The organism is Streptomyces sp. NPDC048248 (genome assembly GCF_043201875.1).
In the GTDB taxonomy this organism is placed as follows: Bacteria; Actinomycetota; Actinomycetes; order Streptomycetales; family Streptomycetaceae; genus Streptomyces.
Window position 1 is genome coordinate 91,654 of record NZ_JBICZL010000010.1, and the last position, 19,841, is coordinate 111,494.

17 protein-coding genes are annotated in these 19,841 nt (G+C 69.8%); 12 read left to right on the forward strand and 5 right to left on the reverse strand.

Going from position 1 to position 19,841, the window contains the following annotated elements:
* The first annotated feature begins 16 nt into the window (after positions 1-16).
* From ACGFZW_RS22510 to sbnB, 3 genes are all read left to right on the forward strand, one after another.
* The gene (locus ACGFZW_RS22510; RefSeq protein WP_393894968.1) at positions 17-1,003 is read left to right on the forward strand and encodes a TauD/TfdA family dioxygenase; all 987 of its coding nucleotides are present in this window, start codon (positions 17-19) and stop codon (positions 1,001-1,003) included.
* 91 nt (positions 1,004-1,094) lie between these two features.
* Positions 1,095-2,444: a cation:proton antiporter gene (locus tag ACGFZW_RS22515; protein WP_393894969.1), complete on the forward strand. Its 1,350-nt coding sequence runs from the start codon at positions 1,095-1,097 to the stop codon at positions 2,442-2,444.
* 55 nt (positions 2,445-2,499) lie between these two features.
* The gene (sbnB, locus tag ACGFZW_RS22520; RefSeq protein ID WP_393894970.1) at positions 2,500-3,537 is read left to right on the forward strand and encodes a 2,3-diaminopropionate biosynthesis protein SbnB; all 1,038 of its coding nucleotides are present in this window, start codon (positions 2,500-2,502) and stop codon (positions 3,535-3,537) included.
* Here the strand turns inward: sbnB and ACGFZW_RS22525 are convergent.
* Complete coding sequence (locus ACGFZW_RS22525) at positions 3,512-4,411, reverse strand: BTAD domain-containing putative transcriptional regulator (RefSeq protein WP_393894971.1); 900 nt, start codon at positions 4,409-4,411, stop codon at positions 3,512-3,514. The genes sbnB and ACGFZW_RS22525 overlap by 26 nt on opposite strands.
* A 998-nt stretch (positions 4,412-5,409) precedes the next feature.
* On the opposite strand from ACGFZW_RS22525, the gene sbnA reads away from it, so the two are divergent.
* Positions 5,410-6,390, forward strand: a complete 981-nt coding sequence (gene sbnA / locus ACGFZW_RS22530; protein WP_393894972.1) for a 2,3-diaminopropionate biosynthesis protein SbnA — start codon at positions 5,410-5,412, stop codon at positions 6,388-6,390.
* Positions 6,391-6,654: 264 nt separating this feature from the next.
* On the opposite strand, the gene ACGFZW_RS22535 is transcribed toward sbnA, so the two are convergent.
* Positions 6,655-7,194, reverse strand: coding sequence for a Rieske (2Fe-2S) protein (locus tag ACGFZW_RS22535; protein WP_393895272.1), 540 nt, complete (start codon positions 7,192-7,194; stop codon positions 6,655-6,657).
* A 556-nt stretch (positions 7,195-7,750) separates the two neighbouring features.
* The gene (locus ACGFZW_RS22540; protein WP_393895273.1) at positions 7,751-9,910 is read right to left on the reverse strand and encodes a prolyl oligopeptidase family serine peptidase; all 2,160 of its coding nucleotides are present in this window, start codon (positions 9,908-9,910) and stop codon (positions 7,751-7,753) included.
* Positions 9,911-11,173: 1,263 nt separating this feature from the next.
* On the opposite strand from ACGFZW_RS22540, the gene ACGFZW_RS22545 reads away from it, so the two are divergent.
* Positions 11,174-11,359: a hypothetical protein gene (locus ACGFZW_RS22545; RefSeq protein ID WP_393894973.1), complete on the forward strand. Its 186-nt coding sequence runs from the start codon at positions 11,174-11,176 to the stop codon at positions 11,357-11,359.
* A 509-nt stretch (positions 11,360-11,868) separates the two neighbouring features.
* Here ACGFZW_RS22545 and ACGFZW_RS22550 read toward each other — a convergent pair.
* Complete coding sequence (locus tag ACGFZW_RS22550; protein WP_393894974.1) at positions 11,869-12,600, reverse strand: hypothetical protein; 732 nt, start codon at positions 12,598-12,600, stop codon at positions 11,869-11,871.
* Positions 12,601-13,020: 420 nt separating this feature from the next.
* Here ACGFZW_RS22550 and ACGFZW_RS22555 point away from each other — a divergent pair, with 420 nt between their 5' ends.
* The gene (locus tag ACGFZW_RS22555) at positions 13,021-13,191 is read left to right on the forward strand and encodes a hydrophobic protein (RefSeq protein WP_393894975.1); all 171 of its coding nucleotides are present in this window, start codon (positions 13,021-13,023) and stop codon (positions 13,189-13,191) included.
* Positions 13,192-13,516: 325 nt separating this feature from the next.
* Here the strand turns inward: ACGFZW_RS22555 and ACGFZW_RS22560 are convergent, their stop codons facing one another.
* Positions 13,517-14,026: a MarR family winged helix-turn-helix transcriptional regulator gene (locus ACGFZW_RS22560; protein WP_393894976.1), complete on the reverse strand. Its 510-nt coding sequence runs from the start codon at positions 14,024-14,026 to the stop codon at positions 13,517-13,519.
* 80 nt (positions 14,027-14,106) lie between these two features.
* Here ACGFZW_RS22560 and ACGFZW_RS22565 point away from each other — a divergent pair, with 80 nt between their 5' ends.
* The 6 genes from ACGFZW_RS22565 to ACGFZW_RS22590 all read left to right on the forward strand — a co-directional run bounded on the left by ACGFZW_RS22565 (position 14,107) and on the right by ACGFZW_RS22590 (position 19,794).
* Complete coding sequence (locus tag ACGFZW_RS22565; RefSeq protein ID WP_393894977.1) at positions 14,107-15,276, forward strand: PP2C family protein-serine/threonine phosphatase; 1,170 nt, start codon at positions 14,107-14,109, stop codon at positions 15,274-15,276.
* Between the two features lie 452 nt (positions 15,277-15,728).
* The gene (locus ACGFZW_RS22570) at positions 15,729-16,607 is read left to right on the forward strand and encodes an STAS domain-containing protein (RefSeq protein ID WP_393894978.1); all 879 of its coding nucleotides are present in this window, start codon (positions 15,729-15,731) and stop codon (positions 16,605-16,607) included.
* On the forward strand, positions 16,604-17,020 hold the full coding sequence (locus ACGFZW_RS22575) for an STAS domain-containing protein (RefSeq protein WP_393894979.1): 417 nt from the start codon (positions 16,604-16,606) through the stop codon (positions 17,018-17,020). Before ACGFZW_RS22570 ends, ACGFZW_RS22575 begins: the two co-directional genes overlap by 4 nt.
* On the forward strand, positions 16,998-17,477 hold the full coding sequence (locus tag ACGFZW_RS22580) for an anti-sigma regulatory factor (protein WP_393894980.1): 480 nt from the start codon (positions 16,998-17,000) through the stop codon (positions 17,475-17,477). The genes ACGFZW_RS22575 and ACGFZW_RS22580 overlap by 23 nt, the downstream gene beginning before the upstream one ends.
* Positions 17,474-18,487, forward strand: coding sequence for a SpoIIE family protein phosphatase (locus ACGFZW_RS22585; RefSeq protein WP_393894981.1), 1,014 nt, complete (start codon positions 17,474-17,476; stop codon positions 18,485-18,487). The genes ACGFZW_RS22580 and ACGFZW_RS22585 overlap by 4 nt, the downstream gene beginning before the upstream one ends.
* The gene (locus ACGFZW_RS22590) at positions 18,484-19,794 is read left to right on the forward strand and encodes a PP2C family protein-serine/threonine phosphatase (RefSeq protein WP_393894982.1); all 1,311 of its coding nucleotides are present in this window, start codon (positions 18,484-18,486) and stop codon (positions 19,792-19,794) included. The genes ACGFZW_RS22585 and ACGFZW_RS22590 overlap by 4 nt, the downstream gene beginning before the upstream one ends.
* Positions 19,795-19,841: the final 47 nt, after the last annotated feature.

Here is a 19,841-nt window from a genome sequence, read left to right on the forward strand (position 1 = left end):
AGACAAGGAGAGCCCGATGGACGAACCCCGCGCCTGGACCCCGCTCGTCATCACTCCGGCCGAGGCCGATGCCGGTCCGGCCGGTCTGATCGCCCATCTCCGCGGCCTCGACGATCTGACGGGTCTGCTGACCCGCTCGAAGGCCCTGGTCTTCCGTGGCTTCGGGGTCACCCCGGCGGAACTCGACGAGGTGATGGACCTGCTGCTGCCCAACCGGCTGGCCTACGTCCACGGCAACTCGCCCCGCACCAAGGTCGGGCGACAGGTCTACACCTCGACCGAGTACCCGCCGGAGCAGACCATCTCGATGCACAACGAGATGAGCTATGCCCACCAGTGGCCGACCCGGCTGCTGTTCTACTGCGACCAGGCCGCCGAGACCGGCGGGGCGACCCCCGTGGTGGACGGCGTTCGCTGGCTGCGGGCCCTGGACCCCGAGGTCCGCGAGAGGTTCGCCGGCGGGGTGCGCTACACGCAGAACCTGCACGGCGGCGCGGGCTTCGGCAAGAGCTGGCAGGACACCTTCGAGACCGACTCCCGTCCCGACGTCGAGGCGTTCCTCGACGGATCCGGTGCCACCTACGAGTGGCGGAAGGACGGCGGCCTCCGGATCAGCCAGGTGCGGCCGTCGACGGCCAGGCATCCGGTGACCGGCGCCGAGGTCTGGTTCAACCAGGCCGATCAGTGGCATGCCGCCGGTCTCGGGGACGAGACGGCCGCCGCCCTCCACCGGATCATGCCGGAGCGTGACCTGCCCCAGTCGGTCGGATTCGCCGACGGTTCGCCGATCCCGGCGGAGTACATCACCCAGATCCGCGACCGCGGTCTGGAGGCCGCCGTCGACGTCGACTGGCGCGGCGGCGATCTGCTGCTCATCGACAACATGCTGGTCGGCCACGGCCGTCGCCCGTTCACCGGTCGGCGTCGCGTCCTGGTCGCGATGTCCGGTCAGGGCGTTCCGTCCGGATCCGGATCAGGGTCAGGCTCCACGAACCCGGCCTGATCCGGACCGAAGGCCCCGGGCTCCCGCCGACGCCGCGGGCCCGGTCGGACATGTCCTGGCCTTCGCTTCACAGCCGATCCGGGGAGGATCTGTGGTTCTGGCGCTCGATCCCGTGCCGCCCATCGGAGGGCATCCCCTCGCCACCTTCTTCGTGCAGATAGGCGTGCTGCTCCTTCTCGCCACGCTGCTGGGACGGCTGGCGGTGCGGCTGAAGCTGCCGGCGATCGTCGGGGAGCTGCTGACCGGCATCGTCCTCGGCCCCTCGCTGCTGGGCCCCACACTGCCGCAGCTGTCCGGGTGGCTCTTCCCCAAGGCCGCCGAACAGGCCCATCTGCTGGACGCCTTCGGGCAGATCGGGGTCGTGCTGCTGGTCGCCGTCACCGGCCTCCAACTGGACACCCGGCTGGTCCGCAGAAGGGCCGCGACGGCTGCCCGAGTCAGCCTGCCCGGCTTCCTCATCCCGCTCGCACTCGGCATCGGCGCCGGCTGTCTGCTGCCCGCCACGCTGCTCATGAAGGGGTCCGACCGTACGGTCTTTGCGGCCTTCCTCGGCATCACGATGTGCGTCAGCGCCATTCCGGTCATCGCGAAGACCCTGATGGACCTCGGCCTGCTGCACCGCAACGTGGGCCAGCTCATCCTGATTTCCGGCACGGTGGACGATGTCCTCGGCTGGGTCGGCCTCTCCGTCGTCACCGCCATGGCCACCACCGGCCTGCACGCCGCCGGGCTGGCCCTGACGGTCGGATGCCTGCTGCTCTTCGTCGCGGCCGCGCTGCTGATCGGCCGCCCCCTGGTGCGCAGGGTCATGCGGAGCACGGTCAAGTCGGGCGAGCCCGGCCTCACCCTGAGCGCGTCGGTCGTGGTCGTCGTGCTGTTCAGCGCGACCACGCACGCGCTCGGTTTCGAGGCGGTCTTCGGCGCACTGGTCGCCGGCATCCTGATCCGCGGCGGCGGCAAGGACGTACTGACCCGGCTGGCACCGCTGCGCACCTTTGTGATGGCGGTGCTGGCTCCGGTCTTCTTCGCCACCGCCGGCCTGCGGATGGACCTGACGGCACTGAGCGATCCGACCGTGCTCGGGACCGCGGTGGTGCTGCTGCTGATCGCCATCGCCGGGAAGTTCGCGGGCGCCTTCATCGGCGCCTGGTCCAGCGGCCTCAGCCGCTGGGAGGCGGTCGCACTCGGCGCCGGAATGAACGCGCGGGGCGTCGTCGAGGTGGTCGTGGCGATGGTCGGCCTGCGGCTGGGCGTGCTGAGCACGGCGATGTACACCGTCGTGGTGCTGATCGCGGTGGTCACCTCCCTGATGGGCCCGCCGATCCTGCGCGGGGCCATGGGGCGCCTCGAAGTCACCGCGGACGAGCAACTGCGCCGGGCCGAACTCGACAGCACCTTGGGCGGGGACGGCAGGGAGCCCGTGGAGCAGGCCCCGGCGTGACCGGGCCGGACGCCGCCGCCCGCTTCCCTCATCCGAACGAACAGAGAGGCACCACGTGAATCAGCCCCCGCTCCCCGCCCCGTCCTTCAGTGTGATCACGGGCGCTCAGGTGCACCGGGTGATCAGCGGGCACGAGGGGGAGGTCACCCGGATCATCGAGGACGCCTACCGCCTGCACGACGCGGGGCGGACGGTGAACCCCGACTCGTACTTCCTGACGTTCCCCGAGCGCCCGTCCTCGCGGATCATCGCGCTGCCCGCCTCGGTACAGGGCACGGTCGATGTGCACGGCATCAAGTGGATCTCCAGCTTCCCGGAGAACGTGGCCGGCGGCCTCCCGCGTGCCTCAGCGGTGCTGATCCTGAACGACGCACGGACCGGCTATCCGTTCGCCTGCATCGAGAGTTCCCTCCTCAGCGCGGCCCGCACGGCTGCCTCCGCGGCGCTGGCGGCTTCGGCACTGAGCGCGCAGCGGGGCGGCCGCCCGGCGAGGGTCGGCTTCATCGGCACCGGACTCATCGCCCGCTTCATCCACACCTACCTCGCCGGAACCGGCTGGGCCTTCGACGCGCTGGGTGTCCACGACCTCTCCGCCGAGCACGCCGAGGAGTTCGGGAACTACCTGGGACGCACCGAGAACGGCACGATCACCATCCATGAGACGGCCGAGGAGCTGATCCGCTCCTCGGACCTCGTCGTCTTCGCGACCGTCGCAGGGCAGCCGCATGTCACCGACCCGAGCTGGTTCCGTCACAACCCGATCGTGCTGCACATCTCGCTGCGGGACCTGTCGCCGGAGATCGTGCTGGCGTCCCACAATGTCACCGACGACATCGAGCACTGCATGAAGGCCGATACCTCGCTGCACCTCACCGAACAGCGGGTGGGCAACCGCGACTTCGTGACCGGCACACTCGTCGACGTGCTGGAGGGCAGGGCCGCCACACCGCCCGACCGGCCGGCCGTCTTCTCCCCGTTCGGCCTGGGCGTCCTCGATCTGACCCTCGCGAAGTACGTGCACGACCAGCTGGCCGGGGACGGAGCGCTGCACACCGTCCCCGACTTCTTCATCGAGCTGAAGCGCTACGGCTGACCCGGCCCGCCGGCCGGGCGGAGCTGCCGGGGTGGCCGACGAACTCGTGCGGTGCCCCGGCCGGCTCGAACAGGCCGCGTCTTCGTTCGTCCCCCGGACCCGCGAGGGGCATGCTCGTCCTCGGCGGGCGGATGTCGCCCAATGTCCCGAGAGGGGAGTGGCCCGGCGGATTGACGAAGGTCTCGTGCCAGGTTTCGTCGATGCCGCCGGTCAGAATCGCCTGATAGGTGTGGCGAAGGGCGGCACCGGGATCGACGCCGAGCTCCTCCTCCAGCTGCTGTCGCCCCTCGTGGAACACCGCGAAGGCCTCCGCCTGCCGGTCGCAGGCGTACAGGGTCACCATGAGCTGTGCGCGCAGCCGCTCGCGCAGCGGGTGCATCCGCACCAGGCTGACGAGTTCGGAAGTGAGCTGGTCGTGCCGGCCGAGTGCGAGATCGGCGGAGATGCGGCTCTCCATCGTCTCCATGTAGGCCTCCTCGATGCCGGGCCGTTCGCTCTCCCCGAGGTGTTCGGTCACATCGGTCAGCGTGGGGCCGCGCCACAGATCGAGGGCGGCGCGCAGGGAGTTCGCGGCCTGGAGGTACTGCCGGGCTCGCAGTGCCCTGTACCCGGCCTGTGACAGGGCGTCGAATTCCCGGTAGTCGAAGCGGCCCGAGGTGATGCTCATCAGGTAGCCGGAGCCCTTGCGGACGATCTCCGCGTTGCCCTCGACATGCTGTCGCAGCCGCGAGGCATAGGTGTATATCTGCGCCTGGTACGTTCCCGGCGGGTTCCTGCCCCAGAGCGCTTCACCCAGTTGGTGGTCGGGGAGCACGCGTTCGCCGGCCAGCAGCAGCGCTGCGAGCATGGTGCGCTGTTTGGTGCCGTTGAGCATAATCTCTAAGTCTTCGGACCATAATCCGACCGGGCCGAGAATGCGAAACTCCATCACTGGGAAAATCCCTTCCTAGCGAGTCAGCGCGGGAGCCGTTCCCAAGGCGGCGAAGTGCGCCGCATACCTGAAGCTCAGGCGGGGTCACAGAGGGAGATGGCAAAAAGACCGCAACGACCGGTGAATGACTTTGCCCGGGTTGCGCCAGTCGTCGGGAAATGGCGAATGGCATCGGTCGGGCGGCGCCCCATGGTCTGCCGGGCAGGGCAGAGAAATCAGGCGTGACGGGGCGCTTGCCAAGTGAAAGCGAAGATGGTCCCCGATGCCGCCGAATGGCGAGCGGGTCAAGGGGACAACGGAATTCCCCAGGCTGACGGAGCAGCTTTTCGCGTGTGCAGGCAATGCATCGTCGATCCCCCGATACTCCCCCGTTAACCACCACTGCCGGGCGGCTCGAATCATCGCCGCGGCAGTGACTGTAGTCACCTCCTGGAACGGGAGTCAAGGATGGGAGCAGTGCAACGGGAAGCCACCGGATGGGTTGGACCGGCCAAATCCTGATTCAAAGCGAGAGGCCGAATGTTTGAATGCGCCGCCGCCGCTACATGGCGTAACTTTCGCCGGTCAAGGATATGCAACAAAACTTTGGCGGGTGGCCGAAATGGTATTGAAAGGTATCATTGACGGGTGAAATGTCGGGTCCTGCCCTGTTTATGTCATGTGTCGCCGCCCGCGCTCGACGGCATTCCGCGCCCCGCGAATTACGAACAGGCGGAACTGTTGGCTCCACATTCCCGCGAGTCGGTAACGGTCAATAGCTGCGGTATAGATCAAATATCGGGGAGATCGCAAGCATCGGTGCGCGGTCGGGGAGAGTTTCGAAACGGGGCCTTGAATCTGCACGCGCTGCGGGACTCCGCATCTCTCCACAGTGGTGGTGGACACCCTGCTTCCGGACCTCCGTCGCTCGGCCCTTCCCGGACGAGATTGGGTTGCAACAGGTGACGACTATCATCTCGAATCCACTGGACTTCAACGTGGAAGACCTCTACGTCGATCTCCGGCCGAGCCTCGGACGCCGGCTCTTCCTGAAGTGCGAGGGCTTCAACTTCGCCGGATCGATCAAGCTCAAGGCGGCCACCGAGATGGTGGCGACGAAGGAACGCGCGGGCGAACTCTTCCCCGGTGTGACCTTGATCGAATCATCGTCGGGGAACATGGGTGTCGCCCTGAGCATCGTGGCCGCGACCCGCGGCTACCGCTTCATCTGTGTCACCGACGCGCGCTGCAACCGCGCGGCGCGGCGCCTGATGGAAACCCTCGGCAGCGAGGTCCATGTCATCACCGAGCCGGATCCCGACGGCGGATTCCTCGGGGCCCGGCTGGCACACGTCCGACGGCTGGTGGCCGCGCACGCCGGCTATGTGTGGCTCAACCAATATGCCAGCGAAGGCAATTGGACCGGTCACTACCGCACCACCGCGCCGGAGATCGCCAAGGCGTTCCCCGAGCTCGACGTCCTGTTCATCGGCGCGGGCACCACAGGCACCCTCATGGGCTGCGCGCACTACTTCCGCGAGAATCTGCCGTCGGTCAGGGTCGTGGCCATCGACACCGTTGGCTCGGTGACCTTCGGCCGTCCCTCCGGCCGCCGGATGATCCCCGGCCTCGGCACCAGCGTGCGCCCCGGCATCCTCGATACCTCCCTCGTGGACGACGTCGTGTACGTCCGCGAGCCCGACACCGTCCGGATGTGCCACGAACTGGTCCGCAGCGGCTTCCTCTTCGGCGGCTCGACCGGCACGGTCGTCAGCGGCGCACTGGAATGGCTGACGGCCAACGGCGCCGGGGACGACGTCACCTCCGTCGCCATCTCGCCGGACCTCGGCGGCAACTACCTGGAGACGCTCTACGACGACGAGTGGCTGGCCCGCTCCTACGGCTCCGAGCTGCTGCCCGGGGAACTCGACGCGATCCGCTGACGGCGGTGCGGCCGGCGGTGGCAGCGGCGTCGGCCGCTCACGCGAGGGCACCGGGGTGAGGGATGGTGCGGTGCGGCGAGCAGCTCGGACCGAATCGCAGGCGCGGGAAGCGCGCGGAGCCTTGGGGGACCAGGAGCATCCGTGCTGTCTGCACGGCCCGCGGCGCACGGGCGGCCGAGGGGAGGATCCGTGGGCCCACGACGGCCCGGATCCTCCCCGGCGACCTGAGCGGTGCCCGGACAGCTCCGCTGGGGCGCCGCGCCGTCAGCTCAGGGTGACCGAGCCGCCGTTGACGTTGACCTTCGCCGCGGGCAGGCCCCGGGGCGAAGGCCCGCCCTTGACGCTGCCGTCGGTGATGTCGAACTTGCTGCCGTGGCACATGCAGTTGATGGTGCCACCCGAGATCTCGCCGACCAGGCAGCCCGAATGGGGGCAGACCGCGGAGAACGCCTTGAACTCCCCGTCCTGCGGCTGGGTCACCACGACCTTCTCGGCCTTGAAGATCTTGCCGCCGCCCTTGGGGATGTCCGCGGTCTTCGCGAGTGCGCTGCCGCCGCCCCCGGTGGTGCCGCCATCACTTCCACCCGCGGCCCCGTCGTCCGCGCCCCCGTTGTCCGGGGGCGTGTCCTGGCCGGAGTCTTCCGATCCGCCGGCCGCCGGAACCTCCGGCTGAGCCCCGGCCTCCTTCGTACCGCCGCCGCAGGCAGCGAGGGCGGCGGTCAGTCCGGCCGCGCCGACCGCCGCGACGACCGCGCGCCGTGCCGTGCCACGCCTTGCACCCTGCCCCGCCCCGCCCGGGGTCACCGGAGACGTTGCGCTCGGGGCGTCCGCCGCGGCAGCGGATTCCTGGGCCGGATCCCGCTCTGGCTCTGTCTCCGCTGTCACGGCAGTCTCAGCCGTCATATCCGTCCGCACCGATGCTGCGTGTCGAGCCATGGTGTGCCTCCGGTTCGGTTCTCGTCCGCTTCTGCTGCCTTGTGCGTTGTGCCTGTTGCCTGTTGCCTGTCGCTGTCGGCGGTGTGCGGGTGCGCGGCCGGCGGGTCGCCTGGCGCTTGACGACGTGCCGCGCACCCGCCACCCAGCGCCCATGAGGGTGTGCGCTCCCCGGGGTGCTGTACGGGGCCGGCCTCAGCCGGTGGGCGCCATGGACGCTGCGCAGAGGAATACGGACGGCTCGTCGCCCGTGTTCAATCCGGGTTGAGGAAAACCGGAACGGCCGGCGAACGGGACGGTGACGGGAGCGTCGGGGGTGGGGCGACGGGGCGGAAGGAGAAGCGGCAGAATCGTGCTCGAATCGACCCGGTGGCCGCCGCGCGCCGTCCTGACGCGCGGCGGGTGGTGCGTCCGGCGGAACCGCGTCTCACCCCTCGGCGGCGGTCTCCTCGCACTTCCCCTCAGGATCTGATCGACCCTCCGGGCCGATCAGGCCGCCCAGCGCCTCACGCAGGAACGTCAGCTGGTGGCGCAGCAGGTTCTCGTTGACGGCGTCATCGGAGGGCGAATGGGTCGCCCCGGGCAGCGGCAGCACACTGTGCGGCTTGCCCGCAGCGAGCAGTTCCGCCGAGAAGCGCAGGGTGTGCGCTGCCGCCACATTGTCGTCCGAGAGGCCGTGGACGAGCAGCAGCGGGCGGCGCAGCAGGTGCCCCTGTCCCACCAGCGATGAGCGTGCGTAGTTCCCCGGCTGCTCGTCCGGGTGGCCCAGGTACCGCTCCTTCCAATGGGTGTCGTAGAGCCGCTGATCGGTGGGCGGCGCGCCGGCGACCGCCGCGTGGAAGACATCGGGACGGTGCAGTACGGCGGCTGCCGCCAGGAAACCGCCGAACGACCAGCCGCGGATCGCCACGCGCTCCAGGTCGAGGTCGTCGAACCGGTCGCCTGCTGCCCGCAGGGCGTCCACCTGATCTTCCAGGGCGGGCGTGAGCTGGTCGCCGTGGATGGCCTTTTCCCAGGCGGGGCCGCGCCCGGGAGTTCCGCGTCCGTCGACCACGAGAACCGCGAATCCCTGCTCGGCGAACCACTGGGACACGCACGAGAACCACTCACGGGCCCGTACCGCGAGCTGCATCGCGGGGCCCCCGTAGGGGTCCAGCAGCACCGGCAGCTTCCCGGAGCCCTCCTTGTGCCAGGACGGGAGGTGGAGAACGCCGCGCAACTCGCGCTCGCCGAGCGTCAGATGGAGGCGCCGAGGGGTGACGACGGGTTCCTCGGCGAGCGAGGCGATGACTCCGTGGGGGACGCCGTCGGCGTCCGCGTCCCTGACCAATTGCACCTCGCTGCCGCGCGGTGTCCTGCCCTCCAGGACGACCGTGCCGCCGCGCCCCACGCCCCGGTACGTACCCGGGTCCCGGCTCAGCCGGTGGAGGCCGCGCACGGGGTCATGGCGCCAGACATGGCTCTCCGTGGGGTCCTCGCTCGCCACGAACAGCACCTGCTCGCCGTCGACGCCGAGCACCTCGCGCAGCTGCAGCCCGTCCGGAGTGACCCGTCGGCCGCCGACGGTCAGATGCCGGGTGTCGTCCGTGTCCTCGGGCAGGACGAGGGCTCCGGACGCGGTACGGGCAGGAGTGCCGGGGACGATCTCCACCCAGGCCGGGTCGGTGCGTTCGTGCAGCACCTCGGTGGCGCCGGTCGCGGGGTCGACCGCGAGCGTACGCAGCGTGCGCTGGTCGCGGCTCTGGACCGCGAGGTAGGGGCCGAGCGCGTCCCAGCCCGCGTCGACGAGGTATTCGTACGCCTTGCGGTCCCATTCCACGTCGACCCGGTCGCCGTCGAGGGACAGCAGCTGGAGCGTGACCTCAGCGTTGGCCGTGCCCGCGGCCGGATAGCGGATCGCCTGCGGCGGTTTCGTCGGATCGGAGGGGTCGCTGATGAACCGCCGTTCCACCGGGCCGGTGTCGACCCTGGCGACCAGGACTTGGCTGCTGTCCGGCGCCCACCAGTAGCCACGCGACCGGTTCATCGACTCGGCCGCCGTGTATTCGGCGAGCCCGTAGGTGATCTCCGGGCCTTCGGCACGGGCCACCTGCCGGTCGTTGCCGTCCGGACCGACGAGATGGAAGGACCTACGGCTCACGTAGGCGATGTGCCGGCCGTCGGGGGAGGGCCGGGGGTCGACGACCGGGCCGGCCGCCGGCACGGAGAACGGCGCACCGCCGTCCGTACGCACCGCCCACAGCGCCCCGGACAGCGCGAAGGCGACGAGTCGGGCCGCGTCGTCGGTCGCGTACGTCACCACACCCACGGACCGCTCGCGGGCTCGCTCCCGCCGCAGCCGCTCCTCCTCGGGTACCGCCCCCGGACGGGCTCCCACCAGGAGCGTCGGATCGGCCAACAGGCGCTCGGCACCGTCTTCGTACTGCCACAGCCTGCCCACCGGATCCGCGCCGGATCCCGTACGGACGAAGAGGACACGGCGACCGTCGGGGGAGAGGGTGAGATGCCGTGGCACTCCGAGGGAGAAGCGGCGGCTGCGCGCGAACTGACGAGGAAATGCGGCGGCGTTCGGGATGGGGTTTTCCAAGGTGCGGTCCTCCGAGGTGGTGTCTTCCAGAGATCTGTACTGCGTCAGGAATGAGTCGGGCACGGATCAGGGATCAGGCGTGTATCAGGCAATGAGCAGAGGCATCGGGTAATGCCTACGCGAAAAAGAAGGTGCTGCAAAGACTTCTTTGTGCGGCGCCGGGCGCCGGTGCCTGGACCGGGTGAAGCGGCAAAGATGCGAGTGGTGCCGCCGCAGCTTGGGACGCGGACGGAAGTCGCTGTGAGGAGAGTCGCCGTGACGAGCGGTGTCACGCCCATGTGGGTTCGGGCGGATCGCTCCTGGCACCGCCGAAGCGGAGATCTTGATCCGCGGTACTTATATCACGGGATTCGGAGTCGTACCCGTGCTCCTGCTCAGCGCACGAGGCCCCGTCGTCGTCCTCGGTGACTACTGGACTCCGGCAGGGCCTCGCCCCAACTACAGGTGTCGGAAGGTGCATTGCGGCGAGCGCTGGACCGGGGGGGAAGCAGTCGTGTGTGCGTCACGCGATGGGTGTGGCGCACTCTGCAGCGACCAGACCACCCAGGCCGCCACCGGCAGCGATTTCGCGTTCCTCGGCGGGCAGGGCGCGGTGCTTGCCTCCCCGGTACGCCGACTGCGTCCACGGAGCCGCACCTGCTGTCGCCTGAGCGTGACCGGACCGGGGCCGGGGCCCTCGCGCCATGCGTTCCAGTGCGCCGCCTATGGGGGCGGCCCGGGACCGCACCCGAGGGCGGCCCTCGCAGCCCTCCCGCTCGCCTCCTGCGCCACTCGTCGCCGGGTGGGCCCGGCCCCACCGATTTGCCCGTGGGCCGGTCGACCGCGGTTCCCCGTACCGTGCCGTCGTCGCGCGAGCGCAGGGCGCCACGGCGCGGTTCCCCTCCTGGCCCGCGCGCCCTGAAGGGTGAACCGGTCAGTGCACGACCGCGTGTCGCCGGGCAGGATCCGCAGAACGACCTAACGTTCTAATCACCCCCATGTGTTCAGGGGAGCCGAATCCAATTCTCTGGTGAAGGTGAAGCCCTCCGCACGCCGGAGATGACGCGCAGAGCGCCCCCGCACCAGAACTCCGGTGCGGGGGCGCTGCCGTACTCCCGCACAGGCCATCGCCACCCGATGACCTTCCACCTCAACACAGCATGTCGCACAGAAGGAGCCGTGCCCGCTCCGGCCTCAGGGACGGTCGGGAGGGCTCCTGCGCGGTGCACCCACGAGCGGGCCGCAAGAAGGGCCGCGAGGACCAGCATTGAGGAGGAGACACTCATGAACGACACCAACCGGCGCCCGGACAGGCTGTCGAAGGCAATCGCCCGCCGCCGGTGTCCTCGCCGCCGAACGGCTGACCGGCGTACGAGCCCGCTGTGGCACGACCTGGTGCGCGGTGCCGCGTACACGGCGGGCGGCACCCTGGTCACCCTGCTCACGGCCTGGATCCAGACCTGGCACTGACACCTGACGAAGAGACGTCCGGACGGCACGAAGCAGAAGGAGTGGAGTGTCCTTCGGCTCAACATGCGGATTGGAAGGGGCGGTTGGAGGAGAAAACCAGGCGAGCGAGGAGCGGGCCCGGGGGCGTAGCCTGCCCCCGAGCCCTCGAATGCCACCCGACTGCGCACGCCGGCTCGGTGAAGAGCGCGGGTCAGTCATCATGTCGTCGTGTTCTGCCTTTGAACTACCGCGCATCGAAAAAGAGCTGCACGGGCCGGACTTGAACCGGCATCCGACGACGTGGGCCCGGCCCGGTCGATCCGGCGATCGGTGGCGAATACTGAGACTGGAGCAAGAGTCTGAGTTTGATCGCGGTCTGCCTCTGCCGAGTTGGGCTACCGCGGCCCGTGAATGCCGCGGGGAGGATTTGAACCCCCACTGAAAACCGCGTTCGTCACGACAAGCTTCAGTTTCAGCTTGCGCTCCTCGCGCACCCCGGCCGCACAAAGGCGCCCGGGGAGTTATGGACGCTACCCGAACAGGTAGCCGAAGACGAGCTCACCCACCCGCTCGTCGCTGATCTCGATGGAGTTCGCCTCCTCGCGGGCGAACTTCACCGCCTGCTGCAACTTCTCCACCCGGTCCAGCAGTTCGTTCACCCGTCGAGCGGGCAGCGCGCCGGAGAACTTCACGGTCGTCCAGTAGCCGACCGGAACGTCCTCGTAGTACACATCGACCTGCGCCGGGTGCTTGTCGGTGGCCTCCGCCTTCACGTGGTTGCGAGGCACCTTCTTCGTCCGCACCGTCCGGACCGGCTCGGTCTTCCAGGCATCCGTCGAGGGGTCCTGCACCCACGACTCGGACGCGTCCAGCACCGGCAGTTTGCGTAGGAAGGTGTTGACGTCGGTGAGCTGCTTCTCCAGGAACAGCAGATACGACACGGGCACCTGGCTGAGCAGCGTCCGGCCGTCCACCTTCACATCGGCGCGCGCCGTGCAGTTGGCCCAGTCCTTGGTGGCGGTCACGTCGAACAGCCGCGTCAAGGTCGCGGCCGTCTCGCGGAGCACGTCCTCCGCCTGCACCTGCACCCGGGTGGACTCGGGCGGCAGTTGCTCACCCTCCTCGTCCTTGGGCTGGTACGCACGGGAGATCCCGGCCAGCAACGCCGGCTTCTGCAGGCCGTGTTGAGCGGACGTCAGGTCCTGGTGGGTCTTGGACTTGACGCCCTTCTCCACGGCAATGATCTGGTTGAGTTTCGCCACTCCGGCAACGTAGCAGCGCTGATCACCGCGAGCCGAATGCTTTTTCGAGTTCATCCACGGTCCCGTTCGCCTCCCGTCCCGGGGCCGGGCGGTGGGGTGTGTGGGAGCGATCGGGAGTCCCGCACACGCCGTGCGCGACGGCATGTGGGGGAGTGGCGGGAGAGGGGGCGGCGTCGAGGTGGCCGTCGATGCCACGAAATGCGTACGCGGTGGCCGGCGAAATGCGGTCGCCGCAGCCGATAAACGGTACGGGTCGGTTACGGCCGGAATCTGTGCCGACAAAGGTCACTCAGGAGAAACCCCAGCCGGCCCGGCACGGGGAGCATTCACGGATGCCCGCATTCCCCCGGAGGAAACAAGCAGGTTTTCCGGAGTAGGCGAAGTGGGTGGGGGCACAAGGCTGCTCGGAGGTTGATAACTATGGTTCCCCTGCTACTCGTCCTACTCCTTGCACTGCTGCTCTTCGGTGCCGGCTTCGCGCTGAAGGCACTGTGGATCGTCGCGGTGGTGGTCCTGGCCATCTGGCTGCTGGGCTTCGTGATGCGCTCCGCCGGTGCCGGCGGCAAGCGCGGCCGGTGGTATCGCTGGTAGCCACGGGCCGAACGGCTCCGGGCAATACAGGAATCAAGGGGTGCGGCAGCAGAAATTGCTGCCGCACCCCGTTTCCCGTTCCGGCCCCGGATTGCCGACGCCACCGGGTCCACGCCGGATGGGCGGGTGCTGCCGGTATTACCGGTTTCGTCGTCCCGTTCGCTCCTCGGAGGTCCATCATGCCGAGCCTGGTTCGTCCGAACGGTGGGTGGCGAAATGGCGATTTGATAACGTCGCCCGAGCGGCGAAGATCCGATTTGCCCCGTCCGCGCAGAGCGTTTTTCCGGTGAGGAATCTCGGGTCGAGAGGCGGAATTCAGGTGAGGCTAGGCACTGTCCGCGACGCTGTCGTCCCGGACGGAAGGGTCGCCCTCGTCGGCTGCGAGCCGGGCGAACGCCGTGTGGAAGGCCTCCAGGCCGGCCGCGAGCTTGGCGACGTCGGCGGGTTCCATCCGCTCCAGGGTGGCCGTGACCTCCCGGCTCCGTGCGGCGCGGTACTCCTCGAGCAGCACCCTGCCGCGCAGGCTCAGCCTCAGCTCGACCTCGCGTCGGCTCGTCGCGCTGGGGCCCCGTTCGGCGAGACCCATCGCTTCCAGACGGTCGCAGAGTCTGCTGACCGCAGGTGGACGCGAGGCGAGCGCTTCGGCCAGCGTGCGCAGATTCGTACCTTCCCGTTTCTCGATCACCAGCAGGGCGCGGAGCTGGGAAGGGGACACCTCCGCCGAGCGCGCCGCCTCCTGTCCGCGCCCCCACAGAACCTCGAGCAGCTCGGAGGCGGCAAGGGCCGCCGCGCTCGCTTGCTCGCGGGAAGAGGGCCGACTGGTGAAACGGGACACACCAACACTCTGTCACCCTGTGCGTCCCGTTGTCAGACCGACCCTGCCCTTGGCGCGCTACGAAGGGGGCCCGCGAAACCATGACCGAAAGCCGCGACGCGGGGAGGGCGCTGCGCGCGTCGGCGCCCCACGCCCTGCTCGACACCGTGCGTGACCACATCGCCACCGTCTACGGCGCCACCTGCGTCCGCCTGTATCTGACGGACTACGGCGGCACGGTCCTGAGCCCGTGCGACTCCTCGGGGGACGAGCGACGCCTGCTCTCCATCCCCAATAGTCCGGAAGGGCGCGCGCTGGGGAGCCAGGAGCGGCGCGAGCAGCAGGTGCCGCACGGTGACTTCGTCGACCACCATCTCCCCGTAACGGTGCGTGGCGACCGGATCGGCATTCTGACGGTCCGGCTGTCCGGTGACCGCTCCACGCCCGCGGTCCTCGACGAGCTCAGACAGGTGACCGACCAGCTCGGGCACGAGATCCTTGTCGCCGAACGGGACACCGACATCTATCAGCGGGTACGCCGCGTCAGCCGCCTCACCCTGGCGGCGGAGATGCAGTGGCAGCTGCTGCCTGCCAGGGCGTGCACCGCCGAGCGCTACGCCCTCGGCGCCCAGCTGGAGCCCGCCTACGCCGTGCACGGTGACAATTTCGACTGGGCCTCGGACGGTGAGGAGCTGACCCTCGCTGTCACCAACGGCATGGGGCAGGGCGTCGACGCCTCGCTCCTCACCCACCTCGCCGTCAGCGCGCTGCGCAACGCCCGGCGGGCGGGCATCGACCTCGCCGACCAGGCCGCACTGGCCGACCAGGCGGTCTACGCCCATCACCGGGGCGCGTCCCACGTATCGACGCTGCTCGTGCGCGTCGAGCTCGGGACCGGCCGGATGGAGATCATCGACGCGGGGTCGCCGCAGATGTGGCGGCTGCGGGGCAAGACCGTCGAACGTATCGAACTGGACAGGCAGCTGCCTCTGGGCATGTTCGAGGAGTCCCACTACGCGGCGGAGAGCTTCACGGTCCTGCCGGGGGACCGGCTGATCTTCGTGAGCGACGGCGTGTACGAGGCGCCCGCGCCGCGGGGCGGTCAGTATGTCGAAGCGGCGCTCGCGCGAGCACTGCATGCCACGCGTCTGCTGCCTGCCGCCCTGGTGCCGGGGGCGCTTCTGCGTGATGTGGCCGAATACCGTGCCGCGGAGACACTGGATGACGCTTTGGTGCTGTGTTTCGACTGGTTCGGCGACCATGTCGACTGAGTGCGGTTCGTAGCGGGTCCACTGCCGGCGCCCTTGAGTTCGCCGCCTTCGTGAGGTCCGTCACCGGGACGCTCTCCGGGAGCGTCCCTTCCGGCCGTGGCCCGGGCCCGTGGCCGCCGACCTGCTACGGCCCTCGTCGCCGGTCGCCGCCGTGCGATCACCCACGATGTGCGGCCCGCCCGCCCGGCCACAGAGCCGCCGTACGCCCGGATCCCCGGAAGGCAGGATTCTCATATCCGCTCTCCGGCCGCAAGATCACCGCATCGATCCGGCCGGTCCGGCCATTCTCGGCCTCGGCGGGTGAAGGAGGGGCCCGCGGGTTACCGGGCTTGATCGCGCTGGATAACATTTGCCGCTAGGCAACTATCGACGAGCGCGGGCCGGCCCGGCCCCACCGCCGGGCGAACGGTCCGACGGTCACCACGGGTCGACCGGACCGAAAGGACGAAAAGTTGGGTTCCGCTGAGGCTGCCGCACGCGAGCGTGTCACGAGCGTGCTGCGCGAAGAGGCCGATGAGATCTCGGACCGCTGGGTGCAGTTGCAGCTGGCGCAGCCGTCACTGGACGGGGAAGTGAGCGAGGCCGAGCTCGGCGAGGAGGCCGACGCCCTGGTCGGCGCCCTGCTCTCCGGTCTCGACCTCGGGCTCCCGGTGGAGCGCGTGGTCACCTCGCACGAGGAGATGCACCGGACGGTGTCCGAGATCTCCATGCGCCGTGCCCGCAGAGGTGTATCCCCCACCGCGACCTCCCTGGCGGTGCTGTCGCTCAAGGAGGCCCTGCTGGAGGCCGTCCAGCGGCGGACCCGCGAAGGGGACGACCTCTTCCGCAGCGCGGTGCTGATCAACCGCCTGCTGGACAGCGCGGGCGCGCTCTCCTTCGAGACCTTTGTCGAGGGTCGCGAGGAGATCATCCGCCGGCAGAGCCAGCAGCTGCTCGAGGTGTCCACGCCGGTCGTCAGGCTGTGGCGCCAGGTGCTGGCCGTACCGCTCATCGGCACGCTCGACACCGCACGCACCCAGGTGGTGATGGAGAACCTCCTCCAGGCCATCCAGGAGCACGAGGCGCTGGTCGCCATCATCGACATCACCGGTGTGCCCACCGTCGACACCGCTGTCGCCCAGCACCTGATGCACACCGTGAACGCGGTGCGTCTGATGGGCGCGGACTGCGTCATCAGCGGTATCCGACCGCCCATCGCCCAGACCATCGCGCAGCTCGGGATCGACTTGTCGACGATCCTGACCCGCGCCACCCTCGCCGACGCCCTCGGAGAGGCCGTGAAGCTCACCGAGGCCGCAGCGTCCGACCACGAGCAATTGGACAAGCGATGAGCGCGCCCGCCCCGGGCGGCGTTCCGATCCTGCGTCTGGGGGACGTGCTGGTCACGGGCCTGCTCAACGAACTCGACGACAAGACCGCGGTGGCCTTCACCGAGGAGCTCACGACCCGGATCAGCAGCGACCGAGCGCGCGGGGTCCTCATCGACATCTCCCGGCTGGAGATCGTCGACTCCTTCGTGGCGCGTACGTTGATGGAGCTGACCACCATGGCCCGGCTGCTGGGCGCCCGGGTGATCGTTGCGGGGATGCGGCCGCCGGTGGCCATCACCTTGGTCGAGCTGGGGATCCAGCTCACCGGAGTGGAGACTGCACTCAACGCCGAGCAAGGAATGGCTGCGATGGGCTGGCGCCAGAGCCCGCAGTCTTCCGGAGGGGGCCGGGGTGAGTTCCGCGCGGAACATTGACGCCGCGGTGGCTCTCGCCACCACGCCGCCCGACGCCGCCGATCGTGACGCGAACCCGGACCGGACCGTCCAGCGCGTGCGCACCGAAGAAGACCTGCTGACCGTCCGCCACGCGGTGCGGGCGGCCACCCTGCGCGCCGGCTTCAGCATCGTCGACCAGACACGGGTGGTCACCGCCGCCAGCGAGCTGGCACGCAACGCCTACATCCACGGGGGAGGGGGCACCGTGACCATCGACCAGCTGACGCTTGGCGGGAACGCCGGGCTGCGTCTGACGGTCAAGGACGAAGGCCCCGGCATCCTGGACGTGGACGCGGCGCTTGCCGACGGCTTCACCACCGGCGCCGGACTCGGGCACGGCCTGGGGGGTGCCCGGCGTCTGATGAACGACTTCGAACTGCACACCACCCCCGGGCAGGGCACGACCGTGATCGCCACGCGATGGGCGGGGCGGTGACTTCTCCCGAGGCCTTGCCGACGGCACACATCGCTGTGGACCACTACAGCGCCGTTCACCTTGCCGCCGAGACCGCCCGTACGGTCGCCGCGCGTTGCCGCCTGTCGGGCGCGCTGCCCGACCAGGCCGCGGTCATCGCTTCGGAACTGGCCAGCAACCTGGCCAAACACGCGAGTAGCGGGGCGCTGTTCATCCAGCCGCTGCCCCTGGGCGGCGGGATGGAGATCGTCGCCGCGGACCACGGCCCCGGCATCGGGGAACTGCAGCGGTGTCTCGCCGACGGCTACACCACCAGCAACACGCTCGGTGCCGGGCTGGGTGCCGTGAAGCGGATAGCCACCGCCCTCACCATCCGTACGCAGCCCGGGGTCGGCACCCTCGTCTGCGCACGCCTCACCGAGCCCGACGCCGCACCCCCGGCCGCCCAGGAGGTGGGAGCCATCTGCCTGCCGGCGGAACGCGAGCAGCTCAGCGGCGACGCCTGCGCCGTCGTCGATGAGGGCACCGTCCGCACCGCGGTCGTCGTCGACGGCCTCGGGCACGGCCCCCAAGCGGCCGAGGCCGCGCAGACGGCAATGCGGTCCTTTCACCGGGCTCCGGGCCTCCCGCTGCCCGACCTGCTCGCCGCCATGCATCGAGCGCTGCGCCGCACCCGGGGCGCGGCGGTGGGCCTGCTGCGCCTGCATCCCGGCCGCGCGGAGTACAGCGGTATCGGCAACGTCCGGGTCCTGACGCTGACCCCGCTCGACGTGGGCCACCGCCTGACCGGCCAGCCCGGTATAGCCGGCCTGACCATGACAACTCCGCGAGTGCGCGCCTTTCCGGTGCCGCCCGGCGCCACGGCGGTGCTCCACTCCGACGGCATCGACCAGCGATGGGCCCGATCGCCCTCGGCATTCGTGCACCGGCTGCCGCCGCTCCTGCTCGCCGCCTCCATCGCCCACAGCCACCGCCTCATCCGCGACGATGCGACCGTGATCGCCGCCCGACCGAGCCAGAGACTGCCGTGAGCCCCCACACCTTCGACACCCTGGCGGGCCTGCGCCGCGCCGTCCGGGGAATCTGCGAAGCGCACCTGCTTCCGTCCCACAACGGAGCGCGTCTGCTGCTCTCGGTGTCCCGGATGGCCGCGGCCGCCTTCGACTCCGGCGCCCCCGTCCGTCTGGAGGCCGTCGAGCAAACCGCGCCCGGTGGAAAGACGCTGCTGGCCGTCACGCTGCACGCCGGACGGACACCGGCGTCGCCGAGCACGGCCGACCTGCCGCTGCCCGGGCAGGCCACCACCGAAGGCGCCGTCGCCTGGCATCTCCCGCTCGGTGAAGGGGAGGATCCGCCTCCCGCCCCGTTGCCCGCGCCCCGCGGAGCCGCGCCCGCCCGCGTCCGTGAGATGGCGGGCGCCGAGGCGTACGAGGCGGAGATCGCGGCACTCGAAGGCGATCTCGGCGTCGCGCTCTCCCGGGTCGACACCCTCAGCACCGAACTGCACCGGCTCAAGGACGAACTCGCCGAGACCAACAGCGGTGTGCTCGCGCTGTACGTCCAACTGGAGGAGAGGGACGAGCAACTGCGCCGGGCGCACGGTCAGATCCTGCGCGAGCTGGAGGACGCGCTGCGGCCCCCGCCGATCACCGTCGGCGGCGTGGATCTCGCCGTCCACTACGCACCGGCCGATCCGGACGCCCCCACGGGAGGCGACTTCTACGACTGGCTCCTGCTGCCCGACGGCACGGTGCACATCACGGTCGTGGACGCGCTGGGCCATGGCGTGCGCAGTACCCGCAGTGCGCTCAATGTCACGCACGCCGTGCGCACCCTGGCCCTCGAAGGCCATCCGCTGGAATCCATCGTGGCCCGTACCCACGACATCCTCGCGCCGTTCGACCCCGAGCTGATGGCCACCGTCCTGCTCGCCCGGATCCACCCGGAAACCGGCGCACTGCGTCTGGCCAACGGCAGCCACCCGCCGGCCCTGGTCGTCCGCGCCGACGGGACGTCCGACTACCTGGAGGTCCGCGGCCGGGGCATCGGCTTTCCGCTGCCCGGCAGCGAGTCCGTGCTGGAGGACACCCTGCACCAGGGCGACCTCCTCATGCTCTACACCGACGGCCTCACCGAGAGCCGACGGGACCCCATCGAAGGCGAGGCGCGGCTCGTCAAGAGCGCCCAGGCCCACGCCCGGCGCCCGGTGCGGGAGATCCCTGGCGCCGTGGCGGAGGACATGCACACCGTCATCCTGCACCCGGACGACACGCTCGCCCTGGCCGTTCGCCGGGCGGAGAATCCGCAGGGCGGGCACCCCCTGGCGCGGCAGCCGTGAGCAGCGCGCACCACAGCGGACCCAACACACTCTTTTCCCGATCGATT